A 15,993-nucleotide genomic window follows, 5' to 3' on the forward strand; every position below is an offset into this window, starting at 1 on the left:
CCGGCCGATAACGCTAAGCTCTTGTCGAGGACTTGAAACTGGGTGTGAAACAGCCCGAACAATAAGAACGGCCGTGATGTGGGGGTTCGATGATGTTGCGACGGCTGATGGCCTGGCTGGCCATCTGTAGTGCACTGCTTGGCAATGGCCAGGTTTTGGCCGAGCCGGGCGTCGATGCCGGTGAGCTGCGCCTGGGCATGGTCAATGCGCAGAGCGGACCGGCTGCCGGGCTGGGGCAGGGCGTCCGCGACGGTGTCCAGGCCTATCTGATTCGCACCAATGCCGCAGGCGGCGTGCATGGGCGTCGCCTGAGTCTGCTGGTCCGCGACGATGGCTACGAGCCCAGGCGCACGGCCGATCTGACCCGGGAGCTGATCGGCTCCGGCAGCGTGTTCGCCCTGCTCGGTTACGTCGGCACGCCGACCTCGCGTGCGGCCATGCCGGCGGTGCTGGAGGCGGGGGTGCCCTACCTGTTCCCCTTTACCGGCGCCGAAGTGCTGCGTCACCCTGTGCACCCCTGGGTATTCAACGTACGCGCCTCCTATTTCGCCGAAACCGAGGTGCTGGCCAACTACATGACCGAGGTGCTGGGCCTGCGCCGCATTGCCTTGCTGATGCAGGACGACTCCTTCGGCGAAACGGCCAAGAGTGGGCTGGCGGGGGCTTTGCACTTGCGCGGCCTGAAGCTCGAGGCCGAGGCGCGTTTCCTGCGCAATTCGCTGGAGATCGGCGATGCCATGGAGCATCTGCGCGGGGTACAGCCCCAAGCGATCTTCTTCGTCGGTACCTACAAGCAGCTGGCTGCGGCCATTCGCGAGGCGCGGGCCAGGAACATGGCGGCGCGTTTCTTCACAGTGTCCTTTGTCGGTACCGACAACCTCATCGCCGAAGCGGGCCCGCTGGCCGAGGACGTGCTGATCTCCCAGGTAGTGCCCTCGCCCGAGGATGTTTCCCTGCCGCTGGTGCGTGACTACCGGGCAGCCATGGCCGGCAGCCCCATGGGCTACACCTCGCTCGAGGGCTATATCAATGCAGCCGTGCTGGTCGAGGCGTTGCGCCGCGCCGGGCCACAGCCGACCCGGGCGCGCCTGGTCAAGGAACTGTCCACCCTGGACATCGATCTGGGCGGCTTCCGTGTCACCTTTGGGCCCAATGACCACCAGGGCTCCGATGCCGTGTTCCTGACCCGCATCGAGCAGGGCAAGGCGGTACCGGTGCGTATCCGGCCCTGAGCAGCCTCAGTTCGCGATCTCTTCGGCGTGGTGGCAGGCCACCTGGCGCGCGTCGATCAGGCGTAGCTCCGGCACTTCCGTGCGACAGCGCTCACTGGCGTGCGGGCAGCGCTTGTGGAAAGCGCAGCCGGGCGGCGGGTCGAGCGGGTTGGGCAGCTCGCCGGCGATCTTGATCTTCGGCTTGCTCGGGTCCGGGTGGATCGCTGGGGTGGCCGAGAGCAGGGCGCGGGTGTAGGGGTGCAGCGGCCGCGCGTAGATCAGTTCCGCCAGGCCCATCTCGGCCGGGCGACCGAGGTACATCACCAGCACGTCGTCGGCCACGTGGCGCACCACCGCCAGGTTGTGCGAGATGAACACGTAGCCGGTCTGGTACTGCTCCTGCAGGTCCATGAAGAGGTTGAGCACCTGGGCCTGGATCGATACGTCCAGCGCCGAGGTCGGCTCGTCCGCCACCAGTACCTTGGGTTGCAGCATCATGGCGCGGGCCAGGGCGATGCGTTGGCGCTGGCCGCCGGAGAACATGTGTGGGTAGCGCTGGTAATGCTCGGGGCGCAGGCCGACCTGCTGCATCATGCTCTGCACCCGTTCGCGGCGTTCGGCGCGCGACAGACTGGTGTTGATCAGCAGCGGCTCGGCCAGCTGGTCGCCGATCTTCTGCCGCGGGTTGAGCGAGGCGTAGGGGTTCTGGAACACCATCTGCACGTCGCGGCGCAGCTGCTTGCGTTGGGCCTTGTCGGCACTGGCCACTTCCTGCCCGGCGATCTGCAGGCTGCCGGTGCTGGGCTCTTCGATCAGGGTCAGGGCGCGGGCCAGGGTCGACTTGCCGCAGCCGGACTCGCCGACCACCGCCAGGGTCTTGCCGGCCTCCAGTGAGAACGACACGCCATTCAGCGCGCGCACCAGGGCATTGGGCTTGAACAGGCCGCGGGAGATTTCGTAGTGGCGGGTCAGCTCGCGGGCTTCGAGGACGATGCTCATCAGGCCACCTCCGCGGTCAGGTTGAGGGGGTAGAAGCAGCGCACCGCGCCGCGCACGTGCGCTTCCAGCGCAGGGCGCTGCTCGCGGCAGTGCGGTTGGGCATAGGGACAGCGCGGCGACAGCAGACAGCCGGCGGGGCGGTCGTAACGGCCGGGCACGATGCCGGGCAGGGTGGCCAGGCGTTCGGCTCCCAGGCTGTGCTCGGGAATGGCTTTGAGCAGCGCCTCGGTGTAGGGATGGGTCGGCGCATCGAACAGGGTCGGCACGCTGCCGATCTCCACCGCTTGCCCGGCGTACATCACGCACACGCGCTGGGCGGTTTCGGCGACCACGGCCAGGTCGTGGGTGATCAGCACCAGGCCCATGCCCTCGCTGCGCTGCAGGTCGAGCAGCAGGTCCATGATCTGCGCCTGGATGGTCACGTCCAGTGCCGTGGTCGGTTCGTCGGCGATCAGCAGCTTGGGCTCGGCGGCGATGGCCATGGCGATGGCCACGCGCTGGCTCATGCCGCCGGACAGCTGGTGCGGGTAGGCGTCGAGACGGCTGGCGGCGCCGGGGATTTCCACCCGTTCCAGCAGCTGCAGGGCGCGCACGCGGGCGGCCTTGCCCTTGAGGCCGAGGTGCTGGCGCAGCACTTCCTCGATCTGGAAACCGACCGTGTAGCTGGGGTTGAGCGCGGTCATCGGGTCCTGGAACACCATGGCCAGGTCCTTGCCCACCACGCGGCGGCGCTGCCGGCCCTTGAGGGTGAGCATGTCGTGGTCGTCGAAGCGCAGGCTGTCGGCGCGCACGATGCCAGGGGCGTCGATCAGGCCCATCAGCGCCATCATGGTCACCGACTTGCCGGAGCCGGATTCGCCGACGATGGCCAATACCTCGCCCTTGTCCACCGACAGGTCGAGGCCGTCGACCACGGGGATGGCATCGGCCGCACCGAAGCGCACGGACAGGTTGCGGATGTCGAGCAGGCTCATAGGGCTGCCTCCGATTCGTAGCCCGGATGCAATCCGGGGTGGGCCAGCTCGGAGGTATTCCCGGATGGCATCCGGGCTACATACATGGTCATGGCGGGCTCCTTACTGCGCATTCTTCAGTTTCGGGTCGAGCGCATCGCGCAGCCCGTCGCCCATCAGGTTGATCGCCAGCACGCTGAGCAAAATGGTCAGCCCCGGCAGCGACACCACCCACCAGGCGCGTTCGATGTAGTCGCGCGCCGAGGCCAGCATGGTGCCCCACTCGGGTGTCGGCGGTTGCACGCCGAGGCCGAGGAAGCCCAGGGCCGCCGCGTCGAGGATGGCCGAGGAGAAGCTCAGGGTGGCCTGGACGATCAGCGGCGCCATGCAGTTGGGCAGCACGGTGACGAACATCAGCCGCGGCAGGCTGGCGCCGGCCAGCCTGGCGGCGGTGACGTAGTCGCGGCCCAGCTCGCCCATTACCGCGGCGCGGGTCAGGCGCACATAAGACGGCAGCGAGACGATGGCGATGGCGATCACCGTGTTGATCAGCCCCGGGCCGAGGATGGCGACGATGGCCACGGCCAGCAGCAGCGAGGGCAGGGCCAGCATGATGTCCATCAGGCGCATGATCGAGGGGCCGAGCAGGCGCGGGAAGAAGCCGGCGACCAGGCCCAGGAGGATGCCGGGGATCAGCGACAGCAGCACCGAGGCCAGGCCGATCAGCAGCGACAGGCGCGCGCCGTGGATCAGCCGCGAGAGCAGGTCGCGGCCCAGCTCGTCGGTGCCGAGCAGGAAGCGCGCCTGCCCCCCTTCCAGCCAGGACGGTGGGGTGAGCAGGGCATCGCGGAACTGTTCGCTGGGGTCGAAGGGCGCGACCCAGGGCGCGAAAAGCGCGCAGAACAGGATCAGCAGCATGAACAGCAGACCGGCGACGGCACCCTTGTTGTGGGCGAAGGCCTGCCAGAACTCCTTGAGCGGCGAGGGGTAGAGCAGCGCCTGGTCGGAGACCAGTGCAGCGTTGGCTTGAGTCATGTGCGGGCCTCCTTAGCGCTGATGGCGAATGCGTGGGTTAACCAGGCCGTAGAGCACGTCCACGACGAAGTTGACCAGAATCACCAGGCAGGCGATCAGCAGGATGCCGTTCTGCACCACCGGGTAGTCGCGGGCGCCGATGGCCTCGATCAGCCATTTGCCGATGCCCGGCCAGGAGAAGATGGTCTCGGTCAGCACGGCGCCGGCCAGCAGGCTGCCGACCTGCAGGCCGAACACGGTGAGCACCGGGATCAGCGCGTTGCGCAGGCCATGCACGAACACCACGCGGGCCGGCGACAGGCCCTTGGCGCGGGCGGTGCGGATGTAGTCCTCGCGCAGCACTTCGAGCATGGCCGAGCGGGTCATGCGCGCGATCACCGCCAGGGGGATGGTGCCGAGCACCACGGCCGGCAGGATCAGGTGCATCAGGGCGTCCTGGAAGGCGCCTTCCTCTTCGCTGAGCAGGGTGTCGATCAGCATGAAGCCTGTGACCGGCTCGATGTCGTAGAGCAGGTCGATGCGCCCGGACACCGGTGTCCAGCCCAGGTACACCGAGAAGAACATGATCAGCAGCAGGCCCCACCAGAAGATCGGCATCGAGTAGCCGGCCAGCGATATGCCCATCACCCCGTGATCGAACAGCGAGCCGCGCTTGAGCGCGGCGATCACCCCGGCGATCACGCCCATGGTGCCGGCGAACAGCAGGGCGGCCAGGGACAGCTCCAGGGTCGCCGGGAACAGGGTGAGAAATTCCTCCCACACGCCCTCGCGGGTGCGCAGGGATTCGCCGAGGTCGCCCTGGGCCAGCTTGCCGATGTAGTCCAGGTACTGGGCCGGCAGCGGCTTGTCCAGGCCCAGGCGGTGCATGGCCTCGGCGTGCATTTCGGGGTCGACGCGGCGCTCGCCCATCATCACTTCCACGGGGTCGCCGGGGATCAGGCGGATCAGCGCGAAGGTCAGCAGGGTGACGCCGAAGAAGGTGGGGATCAGCAGCCCCAGGCGTCTGGCGATAAAGGACAGCATTGCGTGGTGGTACTCCGCAGCTTCGGGTGGTGCCCTGGTGGGGCTTAGGGTTGTGTCCGCCTCACGCGGGCGAAGTTGTTCGAGCCCAACGGGCTGAGCACGAAGCCCTCGACATCCTTGCGCAGCACGGCGAACTGCCTGGGATGGGCGAGGGCGATCCAGGGTGCCTGCTGGTGGAAGATCGCCAGCGCCTCGCGGTACAGCGCGGCGCGGCGCTCTGGCGCGGCGACCCGGCGGGCCTCGCGGATCAGCTGGTCGAACTCGGGGTGACACCAGCCCGCCTGGTTCTCGCCGCTCTCTGCGGCGGCGCAGGACAGGTTGGGGGTGAGGAAGTTGTCCGGGTCGCCGTTGTCGCCGGCCCAGCCCATGAACACCAGATCGTGCTCGCCGTTCTTGGCGCGCTTGATCAGCTCGCCCCACTCGAACACGCGGATATCGGCGGCGATGCCGATGGCGGCCAGGTCGGCCTGCAGCATCTGCGCGCCGATGCCCGGGTTGGGGTTGGTCGGGCCGCCGCCGGGGCGGGTCCAGATCGACAGCTTCAGGCCCTGGGCGTGGCCGGCCTCGGCCAACAGTCGGCGGGCCTTGTCGAGGTCGCGCGGCCAGGGTTGCAGGCGCTCGTCATGGCCGAGCAGGGTGGCCGGGTAGGGCGCCGCCGCCAGGCTGGCGTTGCCCTCGCCGTACTGGGCGCGCAGATAGGCCTGGCGGTCGAAGGCCAGGTTGATGGCCTGGCGCACGCGCACGTCGTCCAGTGGCTTGTGCCGGGTGTTGAGGGCGACATAGGCGGTGAGCAGCGAGTCCAGCTCCAGCACCTGCAGGTCCTTGTTTTCGCGCAGCGCCGGCACGTCGCTCGGCCGCGGGAACAGGGCGACCTGGCAGGCGCCGGCCTTGATCTGCTGGATGCGCGTGTTGGGGTCGGGGGTGATGGCCAGCAGCAAGCGCTCCAGCGCCGGCTTGCCGCCCCAGTAGTGCGGATTGGCGGCGAAGCGCACCTGGGCGTCCTTGGCGTAGCGCTCGAAGACGAAGGGCCCGGTGCCGATCGGCTGGCTGTTGAGCTTCTCGGGCGTCTTGGCGTCGAGCAGCTGCTCGGCGTACTCGGCGGAATAGATGGAGGTGAAGCCCATGGCCAGGTCGGCGAGGAAGGGCGCCTGCGGGTGTTTCAGGGTGAAGCGCACGCGATGCTCGTCGAGCGCCTCGATCTCGGCGATCAGCTCGGCGAAGCCCATGGCCTCGAAATAGGGGTAGCCGCGCGGGGCCAGTGCGTGCCAGTCATGGTCCTTGTCGCGCTGGCGCTGGAAGCTCCACAGCACGTCGTCGGCGTTGAGCTCGCGGCTCGGCTTGAACCAGGGCGTCTGATGAAATTTCACCCCCTTGCGCAGGGTGAAGGTGTAGCTCAGGCCGTCGGCGCTGATCTCCCAGCTCTCGGCCAGGGCCGGGACGATGCGGGTGCTGCCGGGGGCGAACTGCACCAGGCGCTCGTAGACCGTCTCGGCCGTGGCGTCGGCGGTGCTGGCGGCGGTGTACTGGACGATGTCGAAGCCCTCCGGGGCGGCCTCGGAGCAGACCACCAGGGATTGCGGCTGGGCGAACGCCGGCAGGCTGGCGCAGAGCGCCAGGAGCATGAGGAGACTGCGCATGAACCGTTCCTTCTGCGGGTGAGGACGGGCGGAACCCAGGGGTTCCGCCCGGTGCGGCTTACTTGCCGACGCTCACGCCGTAGAAGGAGTTGAGCGCGAACGGGCTGATCTTGAAGTCCTGCACGTTCTTGCGCATCGGCTGGTACACGGTGGAGTGGGCGATCGGGGTGATCGGCACCTGGGCCTTGAGGATGTGCTGGGCCTGCTGGTACAGCTCGGTACGCTTGGCCACGTCGGTGCTGGCCTTGGCCTGCTTGATCAGCGTGTCGTAGGAGGCGTCGCACCACTTGGAGAAGTTGTTGCCGTCGACCGCGTCGCAGCCGTACAGGGTGCCCAGCCAGTTGTCCGGGTCACCGTTGTCGCCGCTCCAGCCGATCAGCATGGCGTCGTGCTCGCCGCCCTTGGCGCGCTTGATGTACTCGCCCCATTCGTAGCTGACGATCTTGGCCTGGATGCCGACCTTGGCCCAGTCGGCCTGCAGCATCTCGGCCATCAGCTTGGCGTTGGGGTTGTACGGGCGCTGCACCGGCATGGCCCACAGAGTGATCTCGGTGCCTTCCTGGATGCCGGCGGCCTTGAGCAGCTCCTTGGCCTTCTCCGGGTTGTAGCCGGCGTCCTTGATGCTGTCGTCGTAGGACCACTGGGTCGGCGGCATGCCGTTCACCGCCAGCTGGCCGGCGCCCTGGTACACGGCGTCGATGATCGCCTGCTTGTTCACCGCCATGTCCAGCGCCTGGCGCACCTCGAGCTGGTCGAACGGCTTGTGGGTGACGTTGTAGGCGATGTAGCCGAGGTTGAAGCCCGGCTGCGACGGCATGTTGAGGTTCGGGTCCTGCTTCAGGCCCTCGAGGTCGGCCGGGCGCGGCAGCAGGGTGATCTGGCACTCGCCCTTCTTGAGTTTCTGCATGCGCACCGAGGCGTCGGTGTTGATGGCGAAGATCAGGTTGTCGATCTTCACGTCCTCCGGCTTCCAGTACTCCCGGTTGCCGGTGAAGCGGATCTGCGCGTCCTTCTGGTAGCGCTTGAACACGAAGGGGCCGGTGCCGACCGGCTTCTGGTTGATGTCGGCGGCCTTGCCGGCCTTGAGCAGCTGCTCGGCGTACTCGGCCGAGTGTACCGAGGCGAAGCTCATCGCCAGGTTCTGGATGAAGGCGGCATCGACGCTGTTGAGGGTGAACCTGACGGTATGGTCGTCGAGCTTCTCCACCTTGGCGATGTTGGCGTCCATGCCCATGTCGGTGAAGTAGGGGAACTCGGCCGGGTAGGCCTTGCGGAACGGGTGTTCCTTGTCGAGCATGCGGCCGAAGGTGAACAGCACGTCGTCGGCGTTGAACTCGCGGCTCGGCTTGAAGAATTCGGTCGAGTGGAACTTCACACCCTTGCGCAGGTGGAAGGTGTAGCTGAGGCCATCGGCGCTGACATCCCACTTCTCGGCCAGGCCCGGCTCCACGGCGGTGCCGCCACGTTCGAACTGGGTCAGGCGGTTGAACATGGTCTCGGCCACGGCATCGAAGTCGGTGCCGGTGGTGTACTGGCCCGGGTCGAAACCGGCGGGGCTGCCTTCGGAGCAGAACACCAGGTTGCTGGCGGCGCTGGCGAAGGGGGCGCTGGCGATCAGCCCAGCGGCGAGCAGAGCCTGGATGACGGCGTTTTTACGCATGTTGACCTCATGTTTGTTGTGGTTGTCATCGTGAGGGGTGCCTTGTGGGCACCTTGCGTGAAGCTATGCACGGCATATGCCGTGATCAAGCGCGAAACGCAGATCAGTGTAGAAGCTGTGGCGAGGCTGTAACTGCTTGTCGCAAATCTGAAAGTCTGGTCAGAAAAGCTGGCGCAGCGCCATCAGGCAGTGACGGCGCTGCGCTTCGCATCAGGGCAGCTGCACCTCGATCATGCCATCGGCGCTCATGCTCACCTTGCTGGTGCCGGCCTCGATCTGCGGCGCGGCCTCGCTCTTGCTGAAGCTGCCGCGGTCCATGGCCATGGCGTGCATCGGCATCACCGGCTGCAGGCCGCCGCTGTTGAGGTTGAGGTTGACCAGCTTGTAGGTCTTGCCGCCGAGGGCCTCGGTGGCCAGCTGGGCGCGGGCCTTGAAGGCCGTGACTGCCTGCTTGATCAACTGGTCTTCGCTGGCCTTGCGGCTGTCCTCGGCCACGGCGAAGTTCATCTCGGCCATCTTCAGCTCGCCCAGCAGGTCGGCGGACAGCTGCGCCAGGCGGGCGAACTCGGCGCTTTCCAGGCGCAGCTCGGCGCGCTCGCGCCAGGCGCCGATCTTGCTGCCTTCGTCCTCGTACACCGGGTAGCTGTGGCGGCTGCCCAGGCTGACCTTCACGCCCTGCACCTTGCGCGCCTTGTCGATGGCGGCGTTGAGGGTCTTGGTCACGCCGGCGGCCAGTTCGGCCGGGTCGTCGTTCTGCGCCTCGGTGTAGAGGGTGACGTACATGCGGTCGTGGGCCACTTCCTGGCTGACCTCGGCGCGCAGCGAAATCTGGTTGTAGCGCGGCTCGTCGGCCAGGGCCGGCAGGCTGGCGAGACTGGCCAGGCCGAGGGCGAGGGTGGCGGCGAGACGGTTGAGTGCGTGCATGGGAACTCCTTGCGGGTGGTTGTCCTTGAAGTTGACGAAGCTGTCAGACTATTCGGGTTGACGGCAGTTCGCAGATTTTCTTTTTCCAGTTGCCGGCCGCTTCGCGCTGCGTCCGGTTGCCGCAGGCAGACGGCCACCCCGGCGCTCTGGTTATACTCGGCGGATGCCGACGACCTCTATCTACGCCCCCGTCCAGTTGCTCTCCGCCAGCCGGCAGAACCTCTGGCGTCTGACCCTGATCCGCCTGCTGGTGCTGGCCGCCCAGGGCGGCTCGGTGGGCATCGCCTACCTGTCCGGGCTGGTGCCGCTGCCCTGGCTGGCGCTGTGCATTACCCTGGGCATCTCCCTGGCCCTGTGCCTGCTCACCGCCCTGCGCCTGCGCGGGCCCTGGCCGGTGACCGAGCTGGAATATACGGTGCAGCTGGCCTGTGACCTGGTGATCCACAGCGTGCTGTTGTACTACTCGGGCGGCCCGGCCAACCCCTTCGTCTCCTATTACCTGGTGCCGCTGACCATCGCCGCGGCGACCCTGCCCTGGCTGCACACCATGGCCCTCTGCGGCCTGGGTCTGGCGGGCTACAGCGTGCTGCTGTTCTGGCCGCACCCGCTGGACATTCCCCTGGCCCAGCGCGAGTCCCTGCTGATCTACGGCATGTGGCTGTCGGTGGCCATGGCCGCGGTGCTGATCACCTTCTTCGCCGCCAAGATGGCCGGCGCCCTGCGTCGCCAGGATGAGCTGCTGGCGCTGCGCCGCGAGGAGGGCATGCGCGACCAGCAGCTGCTGGCCGTGGCCACCCAGGCCGCCGGCGCCGCCCACGAGCTGGGTACGCCGCTGGCGACCATGAGCGTGCTGCTCAAGGAGCTGCGCCAGGAGTACCGCGACAAGCCGGCCCTGCAGGATGACCTGGCGTTGCTGCAGGAGCAGGTCAAGCTGTGCAAGGACACCCTGCAGCAGCTGGTACGCGCCGCCGAGGCCGACCGGCGCCAGGCGGTGTTCGAGCAGACCGCCGTGCAGTGGCTGGAGGCGACGCTGAACCGCTGGCACCTGATGCGCCCCGAGGCCACCTACCGCTTCCAGTGCCTGGGCGGAGGCAGTGTGCCGCGCCTGCTGCCGCCGGCCGACCTGACCCAGGCCCTGCTCAACCTGCTGAACAACGCCGCCGATGCCTGTCCGGACAAGCTCGACATCCGCCTGGACTGGGACGAGCAGTGGATCAGGCTGAACATCCGCGACCACGGCGCCGGTGTGCCGCTGGCCATCGCCGAGCAGATCGGCCGGCCGTTCTTCACCACCAAGGGCAAGGGCTTCGGCCTCGGCCTGTTCCTCAGCCAGGCCAGCGTGACGCGGGCCGGCGGCTCGGTGAAACTGTACAACCACGAAGAGGGCGGGACGCTGACGGAACTGCGCCTGCCTCGACTGTCCCCGGGAGACGAACATGAGTGACGAGCAAGCGATCGAGCAGGAAGACCAGCCGCACCTGTTGCTGGTGGATGACGATGCCACCTTCACCCGCGTGATGGCGCGCGCCATGGACCGTCGCGGCCTGCGCGTCAGCGTGGCCAACTCGGCCGAGGAGGGCCTGGCCCTGGCCAAGGAAGACCTGCCGGACTACGCCGTGGTCGACCTGAAGATGGAGGGCGACTCCGGCCTGGTGCTGCTGCCCAAGCTGCTGGAGCTGGATGCCGAGATGCGCGTGGTGATCCTCACCGGCTATTCCAGCATCGCCACCGCCGTGGAGGCGATCAAGCGCGGCGCCACCAACTACCTGTGCAAGCCGGCCGACGCCGACGACGTGCTCACCGCGCTGCTCTCCGAGCATGCCGACCTCAACACCCTGGTGCCGGAAAACCCGATGTCGGTGGATCGCCTGCAGTGGGAGCACATCCAGCGCGTGCTGGCCGAGCACGATGGCAACATCTCCGCCACCGCCCGCGCCCTGGGCATGCACCGCCGCACCCTGCAACGCAAGCTGCAGAAACGCCCGGTACGGCGCTGAGTCCGTCGCGGGCGGCCGCTTCCTGCGCCGCCCGGCTGACAGCCTGGCGAAAGGATTTTTCCCGACACTCGCGGTTATCATTTGCCGCCTGATCAAGCAGTCGGGGCCGCCATGCTCGCCGTTTTCGCCATCACCGCCCCGGTGTTCGCCATGCTGTTCCTCGGCGTGGTGCTCAGGCGCCTGGGGCTGATCGACGCGCACTTCATCCACACCGCCTCAGCCCTGGTGTTCAACGTCAGCATGCCGGTCATGCTGTTTCTCGCCATCCTGCATGCCGATCTGTCGACCGCGCTGCAGCCGGCGCTGCTCGGCTACTTCCTGCTGGCCACCCTGCTCGGCTTCCTGCTGGCCTGGGGCTGGGCCATCCTGCGCGTGCCGCGGGTCGAGCGTGGGGTCTACGTGCAAGGGGCGTTTCGCGGCAACAACGGCATCATCGGCCTGGCCCTGGCTACCAGTCTTTACGGCGACTACGGCCTGTCGCTGGGCGGCATCCTCGGCGGCGTGGTGATCCTCAGCTACAACACCCTCTCGGTGATCGTGCTGGAGGTGTACAACCCCAACGCTCGTGCCAGCGCCCGGAGCATCCTCGTGGGCGTCCTGCGCAATCCGCTGATCCTCGGTGTGCTGGCGGCCATTCCGTTCGCCTACTGGCAGGTGCGCCTGCCGGCCTGGCTGAGCACCTCCGGCGAGTACCTGGCGCAGCTGACCCTGCCGCTGGCGCTGCTCTGCATCGGCGGTACCCTGTCGCTGGTCGCACTGCGCGCCAGCAGCGGCCTGGCCATCGGTGCCAGCCTGCTGAAGATGGTCTGGCTCCCGCTCCTCGCCACGCTCGGCGCCTTCGCCCTGGGCTTTCGCGATGCCGAGCTGGCGATTCTCTTCCTCTACTTCGCCAGCCCCACGGCGGCAGCCAGCTTCGTCATGGCCAGGGCCGCCGGCGGCAACGCCGAGCTGGCGGCGGCGATCATCGTGATCACCACGCTGGCGGCGGTGTTCACCACCAACCTCGGCCTGTTCGTGCTGCGCTGGGGGGGCTGGATCTAGGCCTGCTCGGCCTGCCAGGCATCTACCACTTCCTGGGCGGCGCGGAACGCGTCGATGGCCGCCGGCACGCCGGCGTAGACGGCGCAATGCAGCAGGGCCTCGCGGATTTCCTCCACGCTGCAGCCACTGTTCAGCGCGCCGCGCACGTGGCCCTTGAGTTCCTGCGGGCACTTCAGCGCGGTCAGCGCGGCCAGGGTGATCAGGCTGCGGGTCTTGCGCTCCAGCACGCCGCGGGTCCAGACGCCGCCCCAGGCGTGCTGGTTGACGAAGTCCTGCAGCGGCTGGGTGAAGTCGGTGGCGTTGTGCAGGGCGCGGTCGACGAAGGCGTCGCCCATCACTTCGCGGCGCACCTGTTCGCCGGCTTTGGCGTTGTCGTTCATTGCGGGTCTCCGTGGCTCAGCGCTGGCGATGCCAGGCGCGGGCGCCGATGACCGCCAGGGTCACGGCGGTGAGCGGCAGGACGAAGGTCAGCATGGCTTGCTGGAAGGCGCCGAGCCAGGGGGCGCCGCTGCTGTTGAAGATCAGGTAGGCGGTGTACAGGGCGTAGTAGCCGACGAACAGGGCGCCTTCCCAGCGATTGATCGAATAGCCGTTGAAGAAGATCGGCAGGCAGGCGATGGCCACCGCGATCATCACCGGGAAGTCGAAGGCCAGGGCGTTGGCGGCCACCGGGATGGCGCTGGGCGATACCAGCGAGGCCAGGCCCAGCACGCAGAGCAGGTTGAAGATGTTGCTGCCGACGATGTTGCCCACGGCGATGTCACGCTCGCCCTTGAAGGCCGCCATCACCGAGGTGGCCAGCTCCGGCAGCGAGGTGCCCACTGCGACCACGGTCAGGCCGATCACCAGTTCCGACATGCCCAGGGCGCGGGCCAGCTGCACGGCACCCTCGACCAGGAAGTTGGCACCGCCGACCAGCAGCGCCAGGCCGGCGATCACCAGCGCCGCGTTGATGGCCCAGGCATAGGGCTTGGGCGTCTCGTGCAGGCCATACTCGTCCTCGAATTCGTCTACACCCTCCGCCTTCTTCTCGCGGCGGCTGCTGATGATCAGGAAGGCGGTGTAGGCGAGGATGCCGCCGAACAGCAGGGCACCGTCCAGGCGGCTCAGGCTGCCGTCCCAGGCCAGGGCCCAGGTGACCAGGCTGGCGCCGATCATGATCGGCACGTCGAGGCGGATCAGCTGGCGCGACACCAGCAGCGGTGCGACCAGGGCAGTGACGCCGAGGATCAGCAGGACGTTGGCGATATTGCTGCCGACCACGTTGCCGATGGCCAAGTCGCCGCTGCCGTCCAGGGCGGCCTGTACGCTGACGGCGGTCTCCGGCGCGCTGGTGCCGAAGGCCACCACGGTGAGGCCGATGATCAGCGGCGGGATGCCGAACTGGGCGGCCAGGCGGGCCGCACCACGTACCAGCACCTCGGCGCCGGCCACCAGCAGCACCAGGCCGGCGATCAGGTAGACGAAAGTCATCAGGGTCATGCTGAGCTCCTTGCGCAAAATCGCCAGAGCATAGCCAAGCGCGGGTGTTGCGTGCAGCCCCCTGAGTGTTGCGCCTTGCTTCAGTCGTCCAGGCTTTCCACGCGTACCTGCACCACGCCGGCGCGCAGCATGTCCAGCTGTTTGGCGGCGGCCTGCGACAGGTCGATCAGGCGCCCACGGCCGTGCGGGCCGCGGTCGGTGATGCGTACCTCCACCGAGCGTTCGTTGCTCAGGTTGGTGACCTTGACCCGGGTGCCGAACGGCAGCTCGCGGTGGGCGGCGGTGAAGGCGTTGTTGTTCAGCCGTTCGCCGCTGGCGGTGCGCCGGCCATGGTGGCGCGAGGCATAGTAGGAAGCCTTGCCCACGGCCTGGTAGCTGGGGGCGGGCCTGGGTTTGGCGACCGGTGCCGGTGCCTTGACCACCGGCACGCTTTTGGGCGTCGGCGCGGGTGCCTGCGCCGGCTGCACGGCGGGCTGGCTGGCGCAGCCGGCCAGCAGGGCCAGGGGCAGGATGAAAGTCGCGATCTTGTGCATGGCGGCTCCCGGAAAAAGCAACGCCGGGTGGCCCCGGCGTCGCGCTCTTAGTTTTCGAGCTTCTTCTTCAGCAGCTCGTTGACCTGGCCGGGGTTGGCCTTGCCCTTGGAGGCTTTCATCGCCTGGCCGACGAAGAAGCCGAACATCTTGCCGCGCTTGGCCTCGTCGGCGGCGCGGTACTGCTCGACCTGCTCGGCGTTGGCCGCCAGCACTTCATCCAGCATGGCCTCGATGGCGCCGCTGTCGGTGACCTGCTTGAGGCCCTTGGCTTCGATGATTGCGTCGGCGGATTCGCCTTCGCCGGCGGCCAGGGCTTCGAACACCATCTTGGCGATCTTGCCGCTGATGGTGTTGTCCTTGATGCGCAGGATCATGCCGCCCAGTTGTTCGGCCGAAACCGGCGACTGCTCGATGTCCAGGTTGTCCTTGTTGAGCAGGCTGGACAGCTCGCCCATCACCCAGTTGGCGGCCAGCTTGGCGTCGCCGCAGGCCTTCTGCACGGCTTCGAAGTAGTCGGCCATCTCGCGGCTGGCGGAGAGCACGCTGGCGTCATAGGCGGACAGGCCGTAGTCGTTCTGGAAGCGCTCGCGCTTCTGGTTCGGCAGCTCCGGCAGGGCGGCGCGCACCTCGTCGAGGAAGCTCTGCTCGACCACCACCGGCAGCAGGTCGGGGCAGGGGAAGTAACGGTAGTCGTTGGCTTCTTCCTTGCCACGCATGGAGCGGGTCTCGTCCTTGTTCGGATCGTACAGGCGGGTTTCCTGCACCACCTTGCCGCCGTCCTCGATCAGCTCGATCTGGCGCTGGATCTCGTGGTTGATCGCCTTCTCGATGAAGCGGAAGGAGTTGACGTTCTTGATCTCGGCGCGGGTGCCGAAGGCTTCCTGGCCTTTCGGGCGCACGGACACGTTGCAGTCGCAGCGCAGCGAACCCTCGGCCATGTTGCCGTCGCAGATGCCGAGGTAACGCACCAGTGCGTGGATGGCCTTGACATAGGCCACCGCTTCCTTGGCGCTGCGGATGTCCGGCTCGGAAACGATCTCCAGCAGCGGCGTGCCGGCGCGGTTGAGGTCGATGCCGCTCATGCCGTGGAAGTCTTCGTGCAGGCTCTTGCCGGCGTCCTCTTCCAGGTGCGCGCGGGTGATGCCGATGCGCTTGACGGTGCCGTCATCCAGGGTGATGTCCAGGTGGCCCTTGCCAACGATGGGGTGGTCCATCTGGCTGGTCTGGTAGCCCTTGGGCAGGTCCGGGTAGAAGTAGTTCTTACGGGCGAAGACGTTCTGCGGCGCGATCTCGGCGTCGATCGCCAGGCCGAACTTGCAGGCCATGCGCACGGCCTCGGCATTCAGCACCGGCAGGGTGCCGGGCATGCCCAGGTCGATCAGGCTGGCCTGGGTGTTGGGCTCGGCGCCGAAGGTGGTGGCGCTGCCGGAGAAGATCTTCGATTGGGTGCTGAGCTGGGCGTGGATTTCCAGCCCGATCACGGTTTCCCATTGCATTG

General features: G+C 67.5%; 15 protein-coding genes. 4 read left to right on the plus strand and 11 right to left on the minus strand.

Going from position 1 to position 15,993, the window contains the following annotated elements:
• Nucleotides 1–89: 89 nt before the first annotated feature.
• A complete protein-coding gene (locus DMO17_RS17630) occupies nt 90–1,232 on the plus strand; it encodes an ABC transporter substrate-binding protein (protein WP_110683785.1) in 1,143 nt (380 codons plus the stop codon).
• 6 nt (nt 1,233–1,238) lie between these two features.
• On the opposite strand, the gene DMO17_RS17635 is transcribed toward DMO17_RS17630, so the two are convergent.
• The 7 genes from DMO17_RS17635 to DMO17_RS17665 all read right to left on the minus strand — a co-directional run bounded on the left by DMO17_RS17635 (nt 1,239) and on the right by DMO17_RS17665 (nt 9,442).
• A complete protein-coding gene (locus tag DMO17_RS17635) occupies nt 1,239–2,210 on the minus strand; it encodes a peptide ABC transporter ATP-binding protein (protein WP_110683786.1) in 972 nt (323 codons plus the stop codon).
• Nucleotides 2,210–3,184 (minus strand): ABC transporter ATP-binding protein, encoded by a 975-nt coding sequence (locus DMO17_RS17640; protein ID WP_110683787.1) that lies wholly within the window; start codon nt 3,182–3,184, stop codon nt 2,210–2,212. The genes DMO17_RS17635 and DMO17_RS17640 overlap by 1 nt, the downstream gene beginning before the upstream one ends.
• Before the next feature lie 102 nt (nt 3,185–3,286).
• Nucleotides 3,287–4,198 carry an ABC transporter permease subunit gene (locus DMO17_RS17645; protein ID WP_110683788.1) on the minus strand — a complete coding sequence of 304 codons (912 nt, stop codon included), beginning with the start codon at nt 4,196–4,198 and terminating at the stop codon, nt 3,287–3,289.
• Nucleotides 4,199–4,210: 12 nt separating this feature from the next.
• Nucleotides 4,211–5,221 carry an ABC transporter permease subunit gene (locus tag DMO17_RS17650; protein WP_110683789.1) on the minus strand — a complete coding sequence of 337 codons (1,011 nt, stop codon included), beginning with the start codon at nt 5,219–5,221 and terminating at the stop codon, nt 4,211–4,213.
• A 44-nt stretch (nt 5,222–5,265) separates the two neighbouring features.
• On the minus strand, nt 5,266–6,858 hold the full coding sequence (locus tag DMO17_RS17655; RefSeq protein ID WP_110683790.1) for an ABC transporter substrate-binding protein: 1,593 nt from the start codon (nt 6,856–6,858) through the stop codon (nt 5,266–5,268).
• A gap of 58 nt (nt 6,859–6,916) precedes the next feature.
• A complete protein-coding gene (locus tag DMO17_RS17660) occupies nt 6,917–8,518 on the minus strand; it encodes an ABC transporter substrate-binding protein (protein WP_110683791.1) in 1,602 nt (533 codons plus the stop codon).
• Nucleotides 8,519–8,728: 210 nt separating this feature from the next.
• Nucleotides 8,729–9,442, minus strand: a complete 714-nt coding sequence (locus DMO17_RS17665; protein ID WP_110683792.1) for an SIMPL domain-containing protein — start codon at nt 9,440–9,442, stop codon at nt 8,729–8,731.
• A gap of 178 nt (nt 9,443–9,620) precedes the next feature.
• Between DMO17_RS17665 and DMO17_RS17670 the strand changes: the two genes are divergently transcribed.
• From DMO17_RS17670 to DMO17_RS17680, 3 genes are all read left to right on the plus strand, one after another.
• Nucleotides 9,621–10,886: an ATP-binding protein gene (locus DMO17_RS17670; RefSeq protein WP_110683888.1), complete on the plus strand. Its 1,266-nt coding sequence runs from the start codon at nt 9,621–9,623 to the stop codon at nt 10,884–10,886.
• Nucleotides 10,879–11,439, plus strand: coding sequence for a response regulator transcription factor (locus tag DMO17_RS17675; RefSeq protein WP_110683793.1), 561 nt, complete (start codon nt 10,879–10,881; stop codon nt 11,437–11,439). Before DMO17_RS17670 ends, DMO17_RS17675 begins: the two co-directional genes overlap by 8 nt.
• A gap of 111 nt (nt 11,440–11,550) precedes the next feature.
• The gene (locus tag DMO17_RS17680) at nt 11,551–12,480 is read left to right on the plus strand and encodes an AEC family transporter (protein WP_110683794.1); all 930 of its coding nucleotides are present in this window, start codon (nt 11,551–11,553) and stop codon (nt 12,478–12,480) included.
• Here the strand turns inward: DMO17_RS17680 and DMO17_RS17685 are convergent.
• The 4 genes from DMO17_RS17685 to gatB form a co-directional block, all read right to left on the minus strand.
• Nucleotides 12,477–12,860 carry a carboxymuconolactone decarboxylase family protein gene (locus tag DMO17_RS17685; protein WP_110683795.1) on the minus strand — a complete coding sequence of 128 codons (384 nt, stop codon included), beginning with the start codon at nt 12,858–12,860 and terminating at the stop codon, nt 12,477–12,479. The two genes, DMO17_RS17680 and DMO17_RS17685, sit on opposite strands and share 4 nt — an antisense overlap.
• Before the next feature lie 16 nt (nt 12,861–12,876).
• Complete coding sequence (locus DMO17_RS17690; protein ID WP_110683796.1) at nt 12,877–13,962, minus strand: calcium/sodium antiporter; 1,086 nt, start codon at nt 13,960–13,962, stop codon at nt 12,877–12,879.
• 80 nt (nt 13,963–14,042) lie between these two features.
• Nucleotides 14,043–14,495, minus strand: a complete 453-nt coding sequence (locus DMO17_RS17695; RefSeq protein WP_110683797.1) for a septal ring lytic transglycosylase RlpA family protein — start codon at nt 14,493–14,495, stop codon at nt 14,043–14,045.
• Between the two features lie 47 nt (nt 14,496–14,542).
• On the minus strand, nt 14,543–15,991 hold the full coding sequence (gatB, locus tag DMO17_RS17700) for an Asp-tRNA(Asn)/Glu-tRNA(Gln) amidotransferase subunit GatB (protein ID WP_110683798.1): 1,449 nt from the start codon (nt 15,989–15,991) through the stop codon (nt 14,543–14,545).
• Nucleotides 15,992–15,993 lie beyond the last annotated feature (2 nt).

Origin of the sequence: Aquipseudomonas alcaligenes (assembly GCF_003205495.1) — a bacterium.
GTDB lineage: Bacteria > Pseudomonadota > Gammaproteobacteria > Pseudomonadales > Pseudomonadaceae > Aquipseudomonas > Aquipseudomonas alcaligenes_B.